The sequence below is a fragment of the Pseudomonas granadensis genome (assembly GCF_900105485.1).
Classification (GTDB): Bacteria; Pseudomonadota; Gammaproteobacteria; order Pseudomonadales; family Pseudomonadaceae; genus Aquipseudomonas; species Aquipseudomonas granadensis.
In genome coordinates, this window is sequence record NZ_LT629778.1 from 3775020 (window position 1) to 3791111 (window position 16092).

The window sequence follows — 16092 nt, forward strand, 5'->3', positions numbered from 1 at the left end:
TGGGTCGGCTTTTTTGTGCCCGGTGCTTTTGTCCGGGCAATAAAAAACCCGCCGACGCGGTACGCATCGGCGGGTTGCCGAGCAGAACTTATTGCAGGTCGATCGGTGTGCTGGTAACCATCGGCGCCGGGGCGTTGGTCGGCGTAGCGATTTCCACCGGCAGGCCATCTTCTGCCGCGACTACGTCACGCACCACATCCCAGTCCATGCGAAGGTTGCTGGTGATGTCTTCACGCTTGAGCATCGCGTTGATCACCGCGGTGTGCTTGTCGACCACCGACGGGTTGCCCTTGTCGTCCAGTGGCGTGTGTGCCTCCAGATAGACCTTGCCGCCACTGCGGCCGAATTTGTACGGGTCGTTGATGATGCGTACCGACGTACCGACCGGCACCATGCCAGCCATTTCCAGCACGTTGTTGTTGAACATGCGGAAGCAGCCGTGGCTGGTGCGCATGCCGATACCGAATTTCTTGTTGGAACCGTGAATCAGATAACCCGGCGTGCCGAGGGTGAACTTGAACGGCCCCAGCGGGTTGTCCGGGCCGGCCGGCACTACGTTGGGCAGCGGATCACCATCAGCAGCGTGCTCGGCCTTGATCGAAGCCGGCGGCGTCCAGGTCGGATTCGGCGTCTTGGCGATGATTGAAGTATGCGCGATCGGCGAGCCCCAGCCTTCCCGGCCGATACCCAGCGGGAACGTGTAAACCACGTCGCGACCTTTCGGGTAGTAATAGAGACGGTATTCGGCGAGGTTGATGACGATGCCTTCGCGCGGGCCCGGGGGCAGGATGAAACGCGTTGGCAAAACGATCTCGGTGCCGGCGCCCGGCAGCCAGGCGTCGATGCCCGGGTTGGCCGCGACCATTTCCGAATAGCCCAGATCGTAGGTGGTGCCCAGATCGGCAAACGTATCTTCGTACTTGGCCTTGATCACCTGCACCTGGCCGACGATGTCTTCGCCGGGCGGTGGCAGGGGAAGCTCCAATGCAGCAACGGGACCGGCCACACACAGGGCGGCAAGTGACAGGCAGCGGGTGACGGCAGGAAAGCGCGGCAACATCCGGAAAATCCTTCGCATGATCATCAAGGGTATAAGCGCGCGATTGTACACCGCGGCACGGGAATTCGGGGAGGTAGCGCCGCTATAGGCGACAGGGTGCGTTCAGGGTGGGAGCGAGCCTGCTGGCGAAAGCCGTGTGTCAGCAACGAAAATGTCAGCTGCTGACGCTCGCTCGTTTTGATTTTCAGCGTTCAGAGCTCGAAACGCAGCTCCGGCCAGATCGGCGAGGTGCCGCGCTTCTGCGATTCCAGAATGGCCCGGCACAGCGAACACAGGCGCTGATCCTGGAACACCCGGCGATCCACGCTCGACCAGCGCGGTTGCGCCGGCAACAGACTGCCGCACAACGTGCGATCGGCTGAACCGCCGAGTTCGAGCTGACGGGTCACCAGATGCACCCGCACTTCCTGGCAGGCGAACAGATCCAGCTGTTCGTCAGGCTCGATCAGTTGGTAGGCGAACAGGGACCAGGCAGGACGCGGCATCGGGGCCTCCGAATAAGGGGGCGCCACATTAGCCGAAAGCCTGCCGCTAGAAAAGCCTCATAACAGCGGTTTTAGCGTCGGCCAGACATTTTCCAGCAACTTGCCCTGGGCCCCGGCTGCCGGGTGCAGACCGTCGGCCTGCATCAGGTCCGGATGGCCGCCGACGCCTTCGAGGAAAAACGGTACCAGCGGGATGTTTTTCTCCTCGGCGAGCTTGCCGTAGACCTCGGCAAACGCATCGGTGTAACGCTTGCCGTAATTGGGCGGCAATTGCATGCCGAGCAACAGCACCTTGGCACCCACCTGGCGCGAGCTGTCGATCATCGAGGCAAGATTTTGTTGCAATTGCGTTGGCGGCATTCCGCGCAGGCCGTCATTGCCACCCAGCTCGAGGATCACCAGCTCCGGCTTATGCTCTACAAGCAGCGCCGGCAGCCGCGCCTGGCCTCCGGCGCTGGTGTCGCCGCTGATGGAGGCATTGACCACTTTGTCGTCGAAACCCTCCTGTTTGAGCCGTTGCTCGAGCAACGATACCCACCCCAGGCGGGTATCCAGTCCGAAACCGGCGCTGATACTATCGCCAACGATCAGGACCGTACCCGCCGCTGCGTTCTGGGCCATGCACATCAAGGCCAGGCCAGCACTCAAAAACCACACTCGCATCGGATTCTCCATGGGCGCAAGCATTCTCACCGCGAAGGACCTCAGCAAAGTGGTAGCCAGCGCGGAAGGTGAACTGACTATCCTGCACGAACTCAGCCTGGAACTGAACAAGGGCGACAGCCTGGCCATCGTCGGCGCCTCCGGTTCGGGCAAATCCACCCTCCTCGGCCTGCTGGCCGGTCTCGATCTGCCGAGCAGCGGCGAAGTGGTGCTCGCCGGCCAGGGCCTGAGCAATCTCGACGAAGACCAGCGTGCGCGCATCCGTGCCGAACACGTCGGTTTCGTCTTCCAATCGTTTCAACTGCTCGACAGCCTCAATGCGCTGGAAAACGTCATGCTGCCGCTGGAGCTCGACGGCCGCAAAGATGCCCGCGAGCGCGCGACGCAATTGCTTGAGCGTGTCGGTCTCGGCCAGCGCCTGACCCACTCGCCGCGCCAGCTCTCAGGTGGTGAGCAGCAACGCGTAGCCATCGCCCGCGCCTTCGCCGCCGAACCCGACGTGCTGTTCGCCGACGAACCGACCGGCAATCTTGACAGCCACACCGGCGAGCGCATCAGCGATCTGCTGTTCGAGCTGAACAAGGAACGCGGCACGACCCTGGTGCTGGTGACCCACGACGAACGCCTGGCCCATCGTTGCCGGCGCCTGATCCGTCTTGAAGCCGGGCGACTGGTCGCCCCTCTGGAGCCTTGATGGTGCGCCTGCCGCTGTTGCGTCTGTGCAGTCTCGCGATACGCCAACTGTTGCGCGATGCACGCGCAGGCGAGTTGCGTGTGTTGTTTTTTGCGTTGGTAGTGGCCGTGGCGGCAAGTACCGCCATCGGCTACTTCGGTGCCCGCCTGAATGGCGCCATGACCCTGCGCGCCACCGAATTTCTAGGCGCCGATCTGGTCCTGGAGGGCAGCTCACCGGCCCACGAAGAACAGATCAGGAGCGGCACTGAACTGCGCCTGCGGCATGCGCAGGTGGTGGAGTTCTCCAGTGTTGTCGCGACCGACAACGGCATTCAGTTGTCGAGCATCAAGGCCGTCGACCGCGCCTATCCGTTGCGCGGCGAATTGAAAAGCGCTGCCGCACCCTTCGCGCCCGAAGAAGTGGGCGGCGAACCGCAACCCGGCGAAGCCTGGGTCGAGGCACGTCTGCTGACCGCACTGGATTTGAAAATCGGCGACAGCATCGACGTCGGCATGAAATCCCTGAAGCTGGCGCGGGTGCTGACCTACGAGCCGGATCGCGCCGGCAACTTCTACAGCCTGACGCCGCGGGTGATGATCAACCTCGACGACCTCTCCGCCACCGGTGTGGTGCAACCCGGCAGCCGGGTCAGTTACCGCGAACTGTGGCGCGGTGAACCGCAGGCGCTGGAAACCTATCGGCAACTGATCAAACCCGGGCTCGCCGCCAATCAGCGGATTCAGGATGCCCGCGACGGCAACCGGCAGATCGGCGGCGCCCTGGGCAAAGCCGAGCGTTATCTGAACATGGCCAGTCTGGTCGCGGTGTTGCTGGCCGGGGTGGCGGTGGCACTGTCGGCCAATCGTTTCGCCAGTCGCCGTTTCGATGCCAGCGCGCTGCTGCGCTGTCTCGGTCTGTCGCGGCGCGAAACCATGCTGTTGTTCAGTATTCAACTGACGGTCCTCGGCCTGCTCGCCGCCCTCAGCGGTGCGCTGCTGGGTTGGCTGGCGCAACTGGGCCTGTTCGCATTGCTGCATGATTTGCTGCCGACCGATGTTCCACCGGGCGGGCTGTTTCCGGCGCTTGCCGGAATCGGCACCGGACTGGTGGCATTGGCCGGCTTCGCCCTGCCGCCGCTGGCCGCATTGGGTCGCGTACCACCGCTGCGGGTGTTGCGCCGCGACATGCTGCCGATTCCGTCGAGCACCTGGATGGTCTACGGCGCCGCCTTGGGCGCACTGGGCTTGATCATGTGGCGACTGAGCCTGGATCTGTTGCTGACGTTCGCCCTGCTCGGTGGTGGCGTGGTGGCGGCGCTGGTCTTGGGTGGCTTGCTGCTGTTGCTGCTGCAAAGCCTGCGGCGCATGCTTGCCCGTGCCTCGTTGCCGTGGCGCCTGGGCCTTGGCCAATTGCTGCGTCATCCTTTGGCAGCGGCGGGTCAGTCACTGGCATTCGGTCTGATTCTGCTGTCGATGGCCCTGATCGCCCTGCTGCGCGGCGAGCTGCTCGATACCTGGCAGAACCAGTTGCCCAAAAACGCGCCAAACTATTTCGCACTGAATATCCTGCCGGGCGACAAACAAGCCTTTACCGATCACCTGATCAAAGTCTCTGCGCAAGCCGCGCCACTCTATCCGGTCGTGCCGGGGCGATTGATCAGCATCAATGGCGAGGCGGTACAACAAATCGTCAGCAAGGATTCGGCGGGCGATCGCGCGATTCAACGGGATTTGAGCCTGACCTGGGCGGCGGATTTGCCGGCCGGCAACAAGCTCACCGCCGGTGAATGGTGGAAGGATCAGCCAGACGACGACGTGCCGGGTGTCTCGGTCGAAGGCAAAGTCGCCGAAAGCCTCAAGCTCAAACTCGGCGATCACATGGTGTTCAGCGTTGGCGGGGTCAACCGTGAAGCGCGGGTGACCAGCCTGCGCGAGATCAACTGGGACAACTTCCAGCCAAACTTCTTCATGATCTTCCAGCCCGGCACCTTGAAGGATCTGCCGGCGACGTACCTGACCAGTTTCTATCTGGCGCCGGGTCATGATCAGCAGATCGTCGAACTGTCGCGGACCTTCCCGGCGGTCACCATTCTTCAGGTCGAGGCGTTGCTCGAGCAACTGCGCAGCATCCTCGCTCAGGTCACTCTGGCGGTGGAATACGTGTTGTTGTTCGTTCTGGCGGCGGGGATGGCGGTGTTGTTTTCCGGCTTGCAGGCGACGCTGGATGAACGCATTCGCCAGGGCGCGCTGTTGCGTGCGCTGGGGGCTGAGCGGCAATTGTTGATCAAGGCGCGGCGCATCGAATTCGGCCTGCTCGGTGCGGTGAGCGGTTTGCTCGCGGCCATCGGTTCGGAAGTGGTGAGTCTGGTGCTGTATCGCTTTGCCTTCGACCTGCCGTGGCACCCGCATCCGTGGTTGCTGGTGCTGCCACTGATAGGCGCAGTGCTGATCGGCGGCGCCGGCGTATTCGGCACGCGTCGCGCATTGAACGCCAGCCCACTGACAGTGTTGCGCGAGGGTTGATAGACTCCGGCGGTCTCAATCACAAGAAGTTGCCATGAGCCGTTATCGCCCTCCCCGCACCGCCGGCACCGCGCTGATCACCCCAGAAGGTGAAGCGCGGATGCGCGCCGAATTCCATGAGTTGTGGCATGTGCGCCGCCCCCAAGTGACGCAAGCGGTCAGTGAGGCGGCGGCGCAAGGTGATCGGTCGGAAAACGCCGAATACACCTACGGCAAAAAAATGCTCCGCGAGATCGACAGCCGCGTGCGCTTCCTCACCAAACGCCTGGAAGCGCTGAAAGTCGTCAGCGAAAAACCCAGCGATCCGAACAAGGTTTACTTCGGCGCCTGGGTGACCATCGAGGACGAAGACGGCAAGCAGTCGCGCTACCGCATCGTCGGCCCGGATGAACTGGACCTGAAACTCGGACTGATCAGCATCGATTCGCCGCTGGCCCGCGCCTTGATAGGCAAGGCGCTGGACGCGGAAGTCCGGGTACAGACGCCGACAGGCGAGCAGTTGGTTTACATCGTTGCGATTGAATATCCGTAAAGTGCTTCAGCGCCGAGTGATCAGACCCTGCCGCGCGACGCGGGTCAGTTGCTTGATCATTTCCGGCGCCTGTTCTGCGCTGGGCGCCTGAATCACCGCCAGATCGAAACTGTCACTGGCAAACCGCGCCAGCGACTCGCCGTCGTCAACAAACTGGATCAGGAAGGCGGCAGGACCGCCGCTGCGACGTGGCCAGCCATCGAGATAGCGCAACAGCGTCGGCTGGTGTTTGCCGCCAAGCAGAATTTTTGGATTGCGCTGGGTGATATGCGCCGTGATCGGTGCGGGACGTGCTGGAGGGCGTAGTGCATTCATCGTGTCGTGTCTCTGCCTCAAAAGTCTGCATGGCAGGTGAGAGGCAACACCGAACCAGCGCTTTAGCGGTATTTCGAAGCCCTGTTCCGGCTTCTGACGGCAACTGTCTGAGTCACCTGGCGCCCCGCAAGTAGCTGTTTAAATCGGCGCATGGGCAACATCCTAGATAACGTGACCGACCAGTGTCAAGAATCGCCCGCAACAAAAAAGGCCCGCACAATGCGGGCCTTTGCCTTGAGTTAGAGCGCTCAACCGGCGATGGCACGATCCGCCGAGAGTCTGCCGGCGCCTTCGATCAGCACCGCGATGCTGCCGGCCAGCAAGGCCAGGGCGAACTCGTAACCGTTGTTGGCCATGAACAGACCGTTGCCGATGTGCACCGAGAAGATCGCGACCAGCGAAAGGAACGCCAGACCCAGCGCTGCCGGACGGGTCAGCAGGCCGATGATCAGCGCCAGACCGGCGAAGAATTCGGTACCGCCAGCCAGTGTCGCCATCAGGTAGCCTGGCGTCAGGCCGATGCTTTCCATCCATTGGGCAGTGCCCGCCAGACCGTAGCCACCGAACAGGCCGAACAATTTCTGCGAACCGTGGGCGGCGAAGATCACGCCGACAACGATGCGCAGAACAGTCAGGCCGTAGCCAGCGCGGGTAAACAGTACTTTGTTGATCAGAGAGCTCATGGGGCGTTCCTTGTTGTTGCGACAAGTTGTATGTGTTGGTTGGCCGCTATATTAATCAATAAATTTCATGTTAAAAGCGCAAAAAATCCGCCATAACAATCGATTTATTAGATCATTTTCGACTGACGACTTTTTGCGACCCGGGCTCCAACGACTCCCGCTCCCGGTCGTACGCCAAGTAGTATTTGTTCACACTATTAACATAGCTGACGGCGCCCATCCCCACTTGCTCCATGGCAATGCGCTCGACTTGAAAGAACCATTGATTGGGGTTGAGCCCGCGGCGCCGGGCTTCGGCGCGCATGCCCTGCACACGTTCCGGGCGGATGTTGTACGCCGCGAGGGTGAAGGCCATGCGTTCACGCTCGTTGAGCTTGGGGCTGTTGAAAAACTTGCGGCGGATCATTGCCAGGTACTTGGCCCCGGCCTGCACATTGGCATCGAGATTCTGGATATTGCTGACGCCGACGCGCTGGGCTGCCGACGGCGTGATCTGCATCAACCCGGTCGGGCCGCTGCCGCTGCGGGCATTGGGTTGCAGACGCGATTCCTTGAACGCCAGCGCTGCCAGATTGAGCCAGTCCATGTTCTGCGCCTGGGCGTGTTTCTGCAGGGTCGGGCGCAGTTTTTCCAGACGCTGACGGTCAGCCTTGGCCAACGGATAGTGGACCTGGTACAGGCGTCGATAGATGCGCAGAAACGCGGCGTCTTCGTTGGAGGGCTTCTTGTAGCTGCTCAGAAAGCGGTCGATGCTGGCGCGCAACATCGAGGCATCGCGGCGCACGAACCAGTGCTCCTCCCCCGGCTCGCTGATGACCAGTTGCCGGTCAAGACGCAGTTTCGGCAGAATCTTGCCCCAGCGTTCGGCAATCGGCTGTTCGACGATAGTCAGGTGAAAGATTCCGCCCTGAACCATTTCCAGCACGTCTTCCACGGCCAGCGTCGGATCGACCCATTCGATGTTGATCGGCGCCAGTTTGTGCAGCGCCAGTTTCTGATTGAGCTGACTGACCGCCTCCCCCGCCGCGCTGCCGGTGGGCAACGCCAGGGTCTTGCCGGACAGTTGTTCGACCTTGGTGTAGCGCCGCTGGCCCTTGATGCCGACCAGTACCAACGGCACGTCGCGGGCGATCGGCTCGCTGCTGGAAACTGCATAACCACCCGGCAAGTCCATCAATTCACCAGGCGCGACCATATCGCCTTCGCCACGCTGCAACGCGCCGAGCAACTGGTCCTTGGCCTTGGGAATGATCTTCAGGGTGACTTCCTGGCCATCGCGAGCATGGCCATTGAGGTATTGCTCGAAGGCGCGCAGGCGATGGTATTCGACGCCGATGGCCTGGCCTTGAACCTCACCGGAGCTGTTGCGGCTCTGATTGACCAGCACGCGCAGGACGCGGCTGCTGCGGATCTCCGACAAGTCACGGACCTTGGCTGCCGGCACTGCCTGCAACGGCCCGGGCAAGCGCGCGGCCGCCGTCAGCGGCAGCAGCAGCGAGGCGCACAAGAGCAGCAAAACCGAGGGACGATGCATCCACTCTCCGAAAAGAATACGGGGTGATTTCTTTTGAAATCACCGACGAAAACAGAGCGCCTGGAGCGCTGGTAAAGTGCGAGAGACTGGCACAGTGATGGCATTGTCGCCACCCCGGAACTCTCGCGGCCTCAACAGACAGCCATAAGTCGTTGTAGTTCTTGGCTTTTCTTATGAATCTACAGCTCTGGTATGCTTTCCGGCCTTCGGCCCGAGGTAGCACCATGCAACTCATCGATATCGGCGTCAACCTGACCAACCCCAGTTTCGCCGACAAACACGCGGCGGTGCTCGAGCGCGCCTACGCGGCCGGCGTCTGCCAACTGGTGCTGACCGGCACCAGCGTCGAAGGCAGCGAACAGGCGCTGGAGCTGTGTCAGCAACTGGACGCCAGCGCCCAGCGGCTGTTCGCCACCGCCGGCATTCATCCGCATTCGGCCAGCGACTGGAATGCCGACAGCGCGCGACGCCTGCGCAGTCTGCTCAACGAAGCCAATGTGGTCGCGGTGGGCGAATGCGGGCTGGACTTCAACCGTGATTTCTCGCCGCGCCCGCAGCAGGAAAAAGTCCTCGAAGAGCATCTGGCACTGGCCGTCGAGCTGCAATTGCCGGTGTTCCTGCATGAGCGCGATGCCAGCCAGCGTCTGCTCGATATCCTCAAGGATTTTCGCGATCATCTGCCCGCTGCCGTGGTGCATTGCTTCACCGGCGAGCAGAGAGCTTTGTTCAGTTACCTCGACCTCGATCTGCACATTGGCATTACCGGCTGGATCTGCGACGAGCGCCGCGGCACGCACCTGCATCCGCTAGTGAAAGAGATCAAACGCGGGCGCTTGATGCTGGAAAGCGATGCGCCCTATCTGCTGCCACGCACGTTGCGACCGAAGCCGAAAAACGGCCGCAATGAACCGGCCTATCTGACCGAAGTGCTGCGCGAAGTGGCGCTGCATCGTGGTGAAAGCGAAGAGGATCTGGCGGCGCATACCACCGCCTGTGCGCGGGTGTTTTTCAACCTGCCCACCCTTCCCTGATACACCGCAAGCCCAATGTAGGAGTGAGCCTGCTCGCGATAGCGGTGGGTCAGTCAACAAATTTTTTGCCTGATATTCCGCTATCGCGAGCAGGCTCACTCCTACATAAAAGCGGGACCGCGTCGTCTGTTGATTCATATCAAGGTCTCGCACCTGCGTAGCGGCACAATAGTGGCACCTTGCCAAAACTGTTTCCGCTATCAGAGAAGACCTCCATGGGTGCCTGGCTTAGCAATATCTCGCTGAAATACAAATTCTGGGCGGTCAATGCGGTCGCCTTTGTCACCACCCTGCTGCTGGTGTTGTATGCCGTGCAGCTCGAACAACAAGCTCGCAATCATGCCGCTCAAGCGTCCGCGCAGGCGCAAGCGCAGTTACTCAAGGCCTGGCCGCCGGGCCAGCCGCTGCCCCAGGTCGAGCAGGTGCTGACCTTCAAACGCGGCGAAGCACCGCGGCTCAACGGTCAGCCGCTGCTGGAGATCACCGGCAGCAACGGCTGGAACGAGATCAACGCCCTGCCCTTGTTCGGCGAGAACCCGTTGCTGGGCGCCGAGGTGTTCAGTCGCGCTGATGGCGAACAGGTTGCGGTGATCGCCTATGGACCGAGCCTGAGCCAAGTGTTCCGCGAGCGTTTTACCCATTACGCGGTAGCGGTGTTCATCCTGATGCTGGCAATGCTCGGCGCCTCGCAATTGCTGATCCGCTTTTTGCTCAGCCAGCTCAACACCCTCAAAGACGTCATGCTGCATGTCGAGAAAAGTGGCGATCTCAGCGCGCGGGTGCCGCTGGCCGGCAAAGATGAAGTCGGACAAATGGCCAATGCGTTCAACGCCATGCAGGCCGGCTACCAGCGCGTGGTCAGCACCGTCGCCAATACGGCGCGGCAGCTGGATGTCGGCGCCGCGCGACTGGCGTCGAGCATGAACGAGGTGCGCCACGGCATGCTCGGCCAGCAGAGCGAGACCGATCAGGCAGCCACCGCGATCAACGAAATGACCGCCACGGTTTACCACATCGCCCAACACGCTGGCGCCACCCGCGACCTGTCCAAGTCCGCCGACGGCCTGGCCGGCAGCGGCCAGCAAGTGGTCGCCCGGGTGCAGCATTCGATCGCCGGTTTATCCAGCGGCGTGCAGCAGACCGCGCAAATGATTCAACGCCTGGCCGAAGACAGTCAGAAGATCAACGGTGTGGTCAGCGTGATTCACAGCATCGCCGAACAGACCAACCTGCTCGCCCTGAACGCGGCCATCGAAGCCGCGCGCGCCGGTGAGATGGGCCGGGGGTTTGCGGTGGTCGCCGATGAGGTGCGCAACCTCGCCAAACGAGTGCAGGCCTCAACCGACGAGATCACCACCATGGTTTCCGCATTGCAGGCCGGTACCCGTGATGCGGTGGATTTCATGCAGGAGAGTTCATACAAGGCCGACGATTGCGTGCAGCAGGCGCAAGAGGCTGGCGAGGCGCTGGCGGAAATTACCGGGGCAGTGGCGCAGATGCGCGAGAGCAACACGCAGATAGCCGTGGCGGCGGAACAGCAGAGCCAGGTGGCCGAGGAAATGAACCGGGCGGTGGTGAGCATCCGCGATGTAACCGAAAACACCGTGCAGCAGACGGTGGACTCGGCGACCACCAGTAATGAGTTGGCGACGTTGGCCGGGGAACTCAACAAGGCGATCGGGCAGTTGAAACTCTGAAGGCCCTATCGCCAGCAGGGCTGGCTCCCACATGGGATTTTTGGTGTGAACGAATGACCTGTGGGAGCTAGCCCTGCTAGCGATGGCGCCAGCCAAGACAACATCAAATCCGGCGATGACGCCTATCACTTCAATAGCCAACCTTGATTCGCCGCCCTGCGCGCCCGGGCCTATTCTTCAACCATGAGTTCAAACATGGATCGAGGAGTAGCAACATGGGCAAACGTCACCCCAACCTTCCCGCGTGGCAATGGCGCGCCTACCCCGGCAATCACCAACACCCGACCAACCTGGTGCTGCACCTGATCGCGGTACCGCTGTTCATCGTGGCGTTTCTGCTGATCGTGTCCGGGGTGTTCAGCCTGAGTCTGGCGAGCGTGGCCATCGGCGTGATCGGGATTGTCGCGGCGCTGGGTCTTCAGCGCCACGGCCACAGCCTGGAGGCGCAAGCCTCCGAGCCGTTCAGTGATCGCAAAGATGCGGTATCGCGTTTGCTGGTCGAGCAGTTTCTGACCTTTCCGCGATTCTTTTTAAGTGGTGGCTGGTGGCGCGCCTGGCGTGAGCGCCACCGCCGGCATTGACTCAGGCGAAGATCGTTACGGTTTGCCGACTCATGGCAATCAACTCGCCTTTCGCGCTCCACAGCTTGGCCGCAACGTGGCCATAACCGTCGGCGGCGTACTCGATATCGGCCAGGTACTGGCACCAGTCCAGCGTGCTCAAATCGTGTAACGGCTGCACGAACTCGATCGTCCAGGTCAGCGTGCTGCCCGGTGCAGGTTTCTTCAGATACGGCAACAGCGCCGGCGGCCAGGCATCGACCAGCGCCAGCAGATGCGCCTCGTTGACTGGCTCCTCTTTGACATCCCCACGCAAACGTACCCAGCCGCCCATCAAGCGCGACGCAATGCCGGTGAACGGCATGCCGCCGACGCTCCAGCGCATCGCCAGGTGCCGCATGAATTCCGGGGTCACGCTTTTGATGTACGGCAACTCCTGGCATTCGTCCCAGTGTTTCATCGACGGCGCCGGATACGCTTCAACCGCTACTTCCGAAGGCCGCGAGGCACCGAAGCTGCCTTGCACGATCGTTACCACCTGACCGTTCTGCAACGCCCGGCCCAACATCTGGCTGACGGCTTTGCCTTCACGCAACACTTCCACTTCGAAGCTCACCGGCACGCCCGGCTCAACCGGGCCGACGAAGGTGATCGCCAGCGAACGCACCGGGCGCTCCGCCGGCACTTTGCCGCGCATGGCTTCATATTGCAGCGCAGCCACCAGCCCGCCAAAACTGGCCCGGCCCTGACCCCATTCGGCAGGAATCGTCACTTCAGGTTGTTGGCGGACAGCATCGAGCAAATCGCAAAAGCGCATGGCAACCTCGGCAAGCGGAAAAGGGATGCACGGATCTTAACCAGACCCGCCGCGCGCCGCAGCGTCTATTCCGGTCAAATGGGCTGACAGAAAGGCCTAGGCGCCATATACAGCCCAAAGCCCTCTGTAGGAGTGAGCCTGCTCGCGATAGCGGTCGGACATTCAACGATGTGTTGGCTGACAGATTGCTATCGCGAGCAGGCTCACTCCTACACGGGATCGGTGTTGTTTCAGGAATGTTTGAAGCAGTCTGTATCGAGTTTTTCCAGCACTTGATCAGCCTTCAGCTCTGCCTTGATCAGCCCCGCCTGCCAAGTGGCGACACACGGTTGCAGGTCCGTTTCCAGCTCGGCCTTCGCCAGCCATTGCCAGCAATCGTGCCAGTCACCCAGCGCACCCTGGGCAGACTTCAAGCGCTTGTAGGCTGCCGCGGGCAAGCGGTCCAGTTCGGGATAAGCTTCGATGCCATAGCGCACGCGTTTGATCAACAGACGCAAGCGATGGCGGTCATGGGCGGGATCGTGCAGCGCTTCATCGAGTTTCTGCCATTGCTTGCCCAAGCGTTTTTCGATGCGTTTATCCAGGCCCTTGAGCAGGCCCTGATGCTGAGACGCGCGCAGGAAACGCGGAAAGGCATCGAGGATCATCATCAACGATGCAACTTCATTGCTCGCCGCCAATGCCGGATAGGCCTCGGCCATTTGCGCCATGCGCCGCTCGGCGGCTTGCGGCTGATCATGTTTGAGCAGATACGCCGCCAGCACTTCGCGATCGCGCCACGGCGTGGTCAGTTCACCGACGGCCGACGCGGCGCTTTCAAGCTGCTCGACACCTGGCAAGCCGCGTAGCGGCCGCAACAGACTGCGCAACCGGCGCACGGTGGTACGCAAATCGTGCAGCGCCTCAGGATCGGTTCTCGCCGTCATGCGCGCCTGGCAGGCCAGCAATCGCACTTCCAGACTCAGGATATGAGCCACCAACCGGTCAATCATGGGGGTCTACTCCGTAGACAGCTGCAAGCTCCTAGCTGCAAGCTGCAAGCTGAGCGCGTACTGGCTTGAGCTTGCAGCTTGCAGCTCGACACTTGCAGCTGCTGTTTTAACGTCCTGCGCGGGATTCGCGGATGTAGAAACGCGCCTTTTCGGCTTTCTTGCTGCAGCCCTCGAAGCCTTCGAATTGCTGCTGGGTCTTGGCTGCGGTCAGCAGCGACAAGGCTTTGGAATAGCTGACGGTGCCGGCAAAGCCTTCGGCCTTGGCCAGATCCAACTCATGCCAGGCGGCGTCGAGCTGGCTGCCACAGCTGTCGCGGTAAGCCGTTTTACCGGCGCAACCGGCCAATGCCAACGCCAACAACGGCACACAGATCCAGGCTTTCATCACTCACACCTCAAAGTAGGTCAACAGTCGTGCAGGTAAGACGGTCAGGCGGGGAAAAAGTGCCTTGCCGGCGCATGAAACAAGCGGCTGAAGAATAGCGCTGAAGCGCGCCGCAAGGGCAAAAAAACGACGTCACTGCCACGCTCTGCGACCTCGACGATTGAGCCAGCCCGGCGATCAGTGCATTGTGCAAGCTTGCCGGGGAGGAAGCTGGATGAAAAAACGAGTCGCACTGGTGTTGGGTTCCGGTGGCGCCCGGGGCTATGCCCATATCGGCGTCATCGAAGAAATCGAGAAACGCGGTTACGAAATCGCCTGCATCGCCGGCTGTTCGATGGGTGCAGTGGTCGGCGGAATCTACGCCGCGGGCAAGCTCGACGAGTACCGCAACTGGATCGAACGCCTCGACTACCTCGATGTGCTGCGGCTGGTCGACGTGAGCTTTCGCCTCGGCGCGATTCGCGGCGAAAAAGTCTTCGGGCAGATCCGCAAGATCGTCGGCGAGATCAATATCGAAGCTTTGCGCATCCCCTATACCGCCGTCGCCGCCGACCTCACCAATCAACAGGAGATCTGGTTTCAGGAAGGCTGTTTGCATCAGGCAATGCGCGCTTCGGCGGCGATTCCCAGCCTGTTTACTCCAGTGATGCAAGGCAATCGTATGCTGGTCGACGGCGGCATTCTCAATCCGTTGCCGATCGTGCCGGTGGTGTCGAGCCACTGTGACCTGATCATTGCGGTCAATCTCAATGCAACCAACCAGCGCCAATACAAACTGCCGATCATTGAACGCCCGCCAGCGTTCCGCTCGCGTTTTGACAGCCTTATCAATTCGCTGGGTTCGAAGCTGCCGTTCCGCCGCACACAGGCCGAGCAATTATTGAAGCTCGAACAGGAAGCGCTGCGCGCCGAAGCGGCCGCCATCAATCCCTGGCTCGAAGGCGCCGAACCGGAAAGCCAGCAACCGGCCGCCGCGCCCGAGCGTGAGGGCGCGCCGAAATCGGCGACGGGTTCGTTCATCATCGACAACGTCGGGCCGGCCTCGCTGCTCGATCTGATCAACCAGAGTTTCGAGGTGATGCAGACCTCACTGGCGCAGTACAAGATCGCCGGGTACCCGCCGGATATCCTGATCAACGTGCCGAAACGCGTGTGCCGGTTTTTCGAATTCTACAAGGCGCCGGAACTGATCGCGCTGGGGCGGGAGATTGCCAGCGATACACTGGATCGGTATGAGCAGGAGCAGGGTTGAAATCTTCGCTGTTGGTGCGGGCCCTATCGCTAGCAGGCTAGCTCCCACAGGGGTTCTGTGAACACCACAAATCCACTGTTCTGCTCAATCTGCAGATTTATGAATGACACCGATCCACTTTGGGAGCTAGCCTGCTAGCGATGGCGCCGGGTCAGCCAACCTCATTCAACAGGCGATAGCCCACCCCGGCCTCGGTGACGATGAATCGCGGCCGCGTCGGATCATCCGCCAGTTTCTGCCGAAGATGCCCAACCACGATCCGCAAGTAATGGCTGTCCTCGGTATGCGTCGGTCCCCAGATGTCCTTGAGCAATTGCTGCTGGGTGATCACCCGCCCGGGATGCCGCGCCAGTTGCGCCAGCACCGCGTATTCCTTGCGGGTCAGCGCCACTTCGACGCCGTCGAGCAGCACCCGCCGATACGCCAGATCCACGGTCAACGGGCCGAACTTCAATGCGGCCTGCTGCGCCTCTCCTGCCGGAGCCTGACGCAACAAGGCGCGAACCCGGGCGAGGAATTCCTGGATGCCGAACGGCTTGGTCACGTAGTCATTCGCGCCGCCATCCAGCGCCTCGACTTTCTGCCCTTCGCTGGCGCGCACCGACAGCACCAGCACCGGCGCTGTGGCCCATTCGCGAAATTCGCGCAGCACTTGCTGGCCGTCCATGTCCGGCAGGCCGAGGTCGAGCACCAGCAGGTCGGGTTTATTCAGCGCCGCCTGGGCCAGGCCTTCGGCACCGCTGCCGGCCTCGAGTACTTTGTAGCCTTGGGACGCCAGGCTGATGCGCAGGAACTTGCGGATCTGCGGCTCGTCATCGATGACCAAAATGGTCGCGGTCTGGCTCATGAATTCACATCAACAGAAAAGAGTGGCAAGAGAGTAGCGCA

General features: G+C 61.5%; 17 protein-coding genes. 7 read left to right on the forward strand and 10 right to left on the reverse strand.

The features are described from left to right. Window positions 1–88: 88 nt before the first annotated feature. The 3 genes from BLU52_RS16650 to BLU52_RS16660 form a co-directional block, all read right to left on the reverse strand. On the reverse strand, window positions 89–1060 hold the full coding sequence (locus BLU52_RS16650; RefSeq protein ID WP_090284982.1) for a L,D-transpeptidase family protein: 972 nt from the start codon (window positions 1058–1060) through the stop codon (window positions 89–91). Between the two features lie 191 nt (window positions 1061–1251). After that, window positions 1252–1545: a hypothetical protein gene (locus tag BLU52_RS16655; RefSeq protein ID WP_003226812.1), complete on the reverse strand. Its 294-nt coding sequence runs from the start codon at window positions 1543–1545 to the stop codon at window positions 1252–1254. A 57-nt stretch (window positions 1546–1602) separates the two neighbouring features. Further along, window positions 1603–2208 carry an arylesterase gene (locus BLU52_RS16660; RefSeq protein ID WP_167359903.1) on the reverse strand — a complete coding sequence of 202 codons (606 nt, stop codon included), beginning with the start codon at window positions 2206–2208 and terminating at the stop codon, window positions 1603–1605. A gap of 10 nt (window positions 2209–2218) precedes the next feature. On the opposite strand from BLU52_RS16660, the gene BLU52_RS16665 reads away from it, so the two are divergent. The 3 genes from BLU52_RS16665 to greB are packed head-to-tail and all read left to right on the forward strand — an operon-like array spanning window position 2219 to window position 5938. Next, complete coding sequence (locus tag BLU52_RS16665) at window positions 2219–2902, forward strand: ABC transporter ATP-binding protein (protein ID WP_090284986.1); 684 nt, start codon at window positions 2219–2221, stop codon at window positions 2900–2902. Further along, complete coding sequence (locus BLU52_RS16670) at window positions 2902–5406, forward strand: ABC transporter permease (RefSeq protein ID WP_090284988.1); 2505 nt, start codon at window positions 2902–2904, stop codon at window positions 5404–5406. Before BLU52_RS16665 ends, BLU52_RS16670 begins: the two co-directional genes overlap by 1 nt. A gap of 34 nt (window positions 5407–5440) precedes the next feature. Further along, window positions 5441–5938: a transcription elongation factor GreB gene (gene greB, locus BLU52_RS16675; protein ID WP_090284991.1), complete on the forward strand. Its 498-nt coding sequence runs from the start codon at window positions 5441–5443 to the stop codon at window positions 5936–5938. A 6-nt stretch (window positions 5939–5944) separates the two neighbouring features. Here the strand turns inward: greB and BLU52_RS16680 are convergent, their stop codons facing one another. The 3 genes from BLU52_RS16680 to BLU52_RS16690 form a co-directional block, all read right to left on the reverse strand. After that, on the reverse strand, window positions 5945–6253 hold the full coding sequence (locus BLU52_RS16680) for a hypothetical protein (RefSeq protein ID WP_090284993.1): 309 nt from the start codon (window positions 6251–6253) through the stop codon (window positions 5945–5947). Window positions 6254–6501: 248 nt separating this feature from the next. Continuing rightward, window positions 6502–6936, reverse strand: coding sequence for a DoxX family protein (locus tag BLU52_RS16685; protein WP_090284995.1), 435 nt, complete (start codon window positions 6934–6936; stop codon window positions 6502–6504). A gap of 112 nt (window positions 6937–7048) precedes the next feature. Next, window positions 7049–8470: an MltF family protein gene (locus tag BLU52_RS16690; protein ID WP_090284996.1), complete on the reverse strand. Its 1422-nt coding sequence runs from the start codon at window positions 8468–8470 to the stop codon at window positions 7049–7051. Window positions 8471–8694: 224 nt separating this feature from the next. Between BLU52_RS16690 and BLU52_RS16695 the strand changes: the two genes are divergently transcribed. From BLU52_RS16695 to BLU52_RS16705, 3 genes are all read left to right on the forward strand, one after another. Next, complete coding sequence (locus BLU52_RS16695) at window positions 8695–9501, forward strand: TatD family hydrolase (protein WP_090284999.1); 807 nt, start codon at window positions 8695–8697, stop codon at window positions 9499–9501. Between the two features lie 215 nt (window positions 9502–9716). Next, window positions 9717–11198, forward strand: coding sequence for a methyl-accepting chemotaxis protein (locus tag BLU52_RS16700; protein ID WP_090285001.1), 1482 nt, complete (start codon window positions 9717–9719; stop codon window positions 11196–11198). 215 nt (window positions 11199–11413) lie between these two features. Next, window positions 11414–11779, forward strand: a complete 366-nt coding sequence (locus tag BLU52_RS16705; protein WP_007908547.1) for a DUF962 domain-containing protein — start codon at window positions 11414–11416, stop codon at window positions 11777–11779. Between the two features lies 1 nt (window position 11780). Here BLU52_RS16705 and BLU52_RS16710 read toward each other — a convergent pair whose 3' ends face one another. The 3 genes from BLU52_RS16710 to BLU52_RS16720 all read right to left on the reverse strand — a co-directional run bounded on the left by BLU52_RS16710 (window position 11781) and on the right by BLU52_RS16720 (window position 13952). Further along, a complete protein-coding gene (locus BLU52_RS16710) occupies window positions 11781–12575 on the reverse strand; it encodes an acyl-CoA thioesterase (RefSeq protein ID WP_090285003.1) in 795 nt (264 codons plus the stop codon). A 230-nt stretch (window positions 12576–12805) separates the two neighbouring features. Next, a complete protein-coding gene (locus BLU52_RS16715; protein ID WP_090285005.1) occupies window positions 12806–13567 on the reverse strand; it encodes a CHAD domain-containing protein in 762 nt (253 codons plus the stop codon). A gap of 106 nt (window positions 13568–13673) precedes the next feature. Then, window positions 13674–13952 carry a hypothetical protein gene (locus BLU52_RS16720; protein WP_090285007.1) on the reverse strand — a complete coding sequence of 93 codons (279 nt, stop codon included), beginning with the start codon at window positions 13950–13952 and terminating at the stop codon, window positions 13674–13676. A 214-nt stretch (window positions 13953–14166) separates the two neighbouring features. On the opposite strand from BLU52_RS16720, the gene BLU52_RS16725 reads away from it, so the two are divergent. Then, entirely contained in the window at window positions 14167–15204 is a 1038-nt protein-coding gene (locus BLU52_RS16725) for a patatin-like phospholipase family protein (RefSeq protein ID WP_090285009.1), read from the forward strand. 151 nt (window positions 15205–15355) lie between these two features. Here the strand turns inward: BLU52_RS16725 and BLU52_RS16730 are convergent, their stop codons facing one another. Next, window positions 15356–16051, reverse strand: coding sequence for a response regulator (locus BLU52_RS16730; RefSeq protein WP_090285012.1), 696 nt, complete (start codon window positions 16049–16051; stop codon window positions 15356–15358). Window positions 16052–16092 lie beyond the last annotated feature (41 nt).

Coding starts and splice junctions, on each gene's coding strand:
- BLU52_RS16650 (WP_090284982.1), bottom strand. CDS start 1,060: ATGTTGCCGCGCTTTCCTGCCGTCACCCGCTGCCTGTCACTTGCCGCC.
- BLU52_RS16655 (WP_003226812.1), bottom strand. CDS start 1,545: ATGCCGCGTCCTGCCTGGTCCCTGTTCGCCTACCAACTGATCGAGCCT.
- BLU52_RS16660 (WP_167359903.1), bottom strand. CDS start 2,208: ATGCGAGTGTGGTTTTTGAGTGCTGGCCTGGCCTTGATGTGCATGGCC.
- BLU52_RS16665 (WP_090284986.1), top strand. CDS start 2,219: ATGGGCGCAAGCATTCTCACCGCGAAGGACCTCAGCAAAGTGGTAGCC.
- BLU52_RS16670 (WP_090284988.1), top strand. CDS start 2,902: ATGGTGCGCCTGCCGCTGTTGCGTCTGTGCAGTCTCGCGATACGCCAA.
- greB (WP_090284991.1), top strand. CDS start 5,441: ATGAGCCGTTATCGCCCTCCCCGCACCGCCGGCACCGCGCTGATCACC.
- BLU52_RS16680 (WP_090284993.1), bottom strand. CDS start 6,253: ATGAATGCACTACGCCCTCCAGCACGTCCCGCACCGATCACGGCGCAT.
- BLU52_RS16685 (WP_090284995.1), bottom strand. CDS start 6,936: ATGAGCTCTCTGATCAACAAAGTACTGTTTACCCGCGCTGGCTACGGC.
- BLU52_RS16690 (WP_090284996.1), bottom strand. CDS start 8,470: ATGCATCGTCCCTCGGTTTTGCTGCTCTTGTGCGCCTCGCTGCTGCTG.
- BLU52_RS16695 (WP_090284999.1), top strand. CDS start 8,695: ATGCAACTCATCGATATCGGCGTCAACCTGACCAACCCCAGTTTCGCC.
- BLU52_RS16700 (WP_090285001.1), top strand. CDS start 9,717: ATGGGTGCCTGGCTTAGCAATATCTCGCTGAAATACAAATTCTGGGCG.
- BLU52_RS16705 (WP_007908547.1), top strand. CDS start 11,414: ATGGGCAAACGTCACCCCAACCTTCCCGCGTGGCAATGGCGCGCCTAC.
- BLU52_RS16710 (WP_090285003.1), bottom strand. CDS start 12,575: ATGCGCTTTTGCGATTTGCTCGATGCTGTCCGCCAACAACCTGAAGTG.
- BLU52_RS16715 (WP_090285005.1), bottom strand. CDS start 13,567: ATGATTGACCGGTTGGTGGCTCATATCCTGAGTCTGGAAGTGCGATTG.
- BLU52_RS16720 (WP_090285007.1), bottom strand. CDS start 13,952: ATGAAAGCCTGGATCTGTGTGCCGTTGTTGGCGTTGGCATTGGCCGGT.
- BLU52_RS16725 (WP_090285009.1), top strand. CDS start 14,167: ATGAAAAAACGAGTCGCACTGGTGTTGGGTTCCGGTGGCGCCCGGGGC.
- BLU52_RS16730 (WP_090285012.1), bottom strand. CDS start 16,051: ATGAGCCAGACCGCGACCATTTTGGTCATCGATGACGAGCCGCAGATC.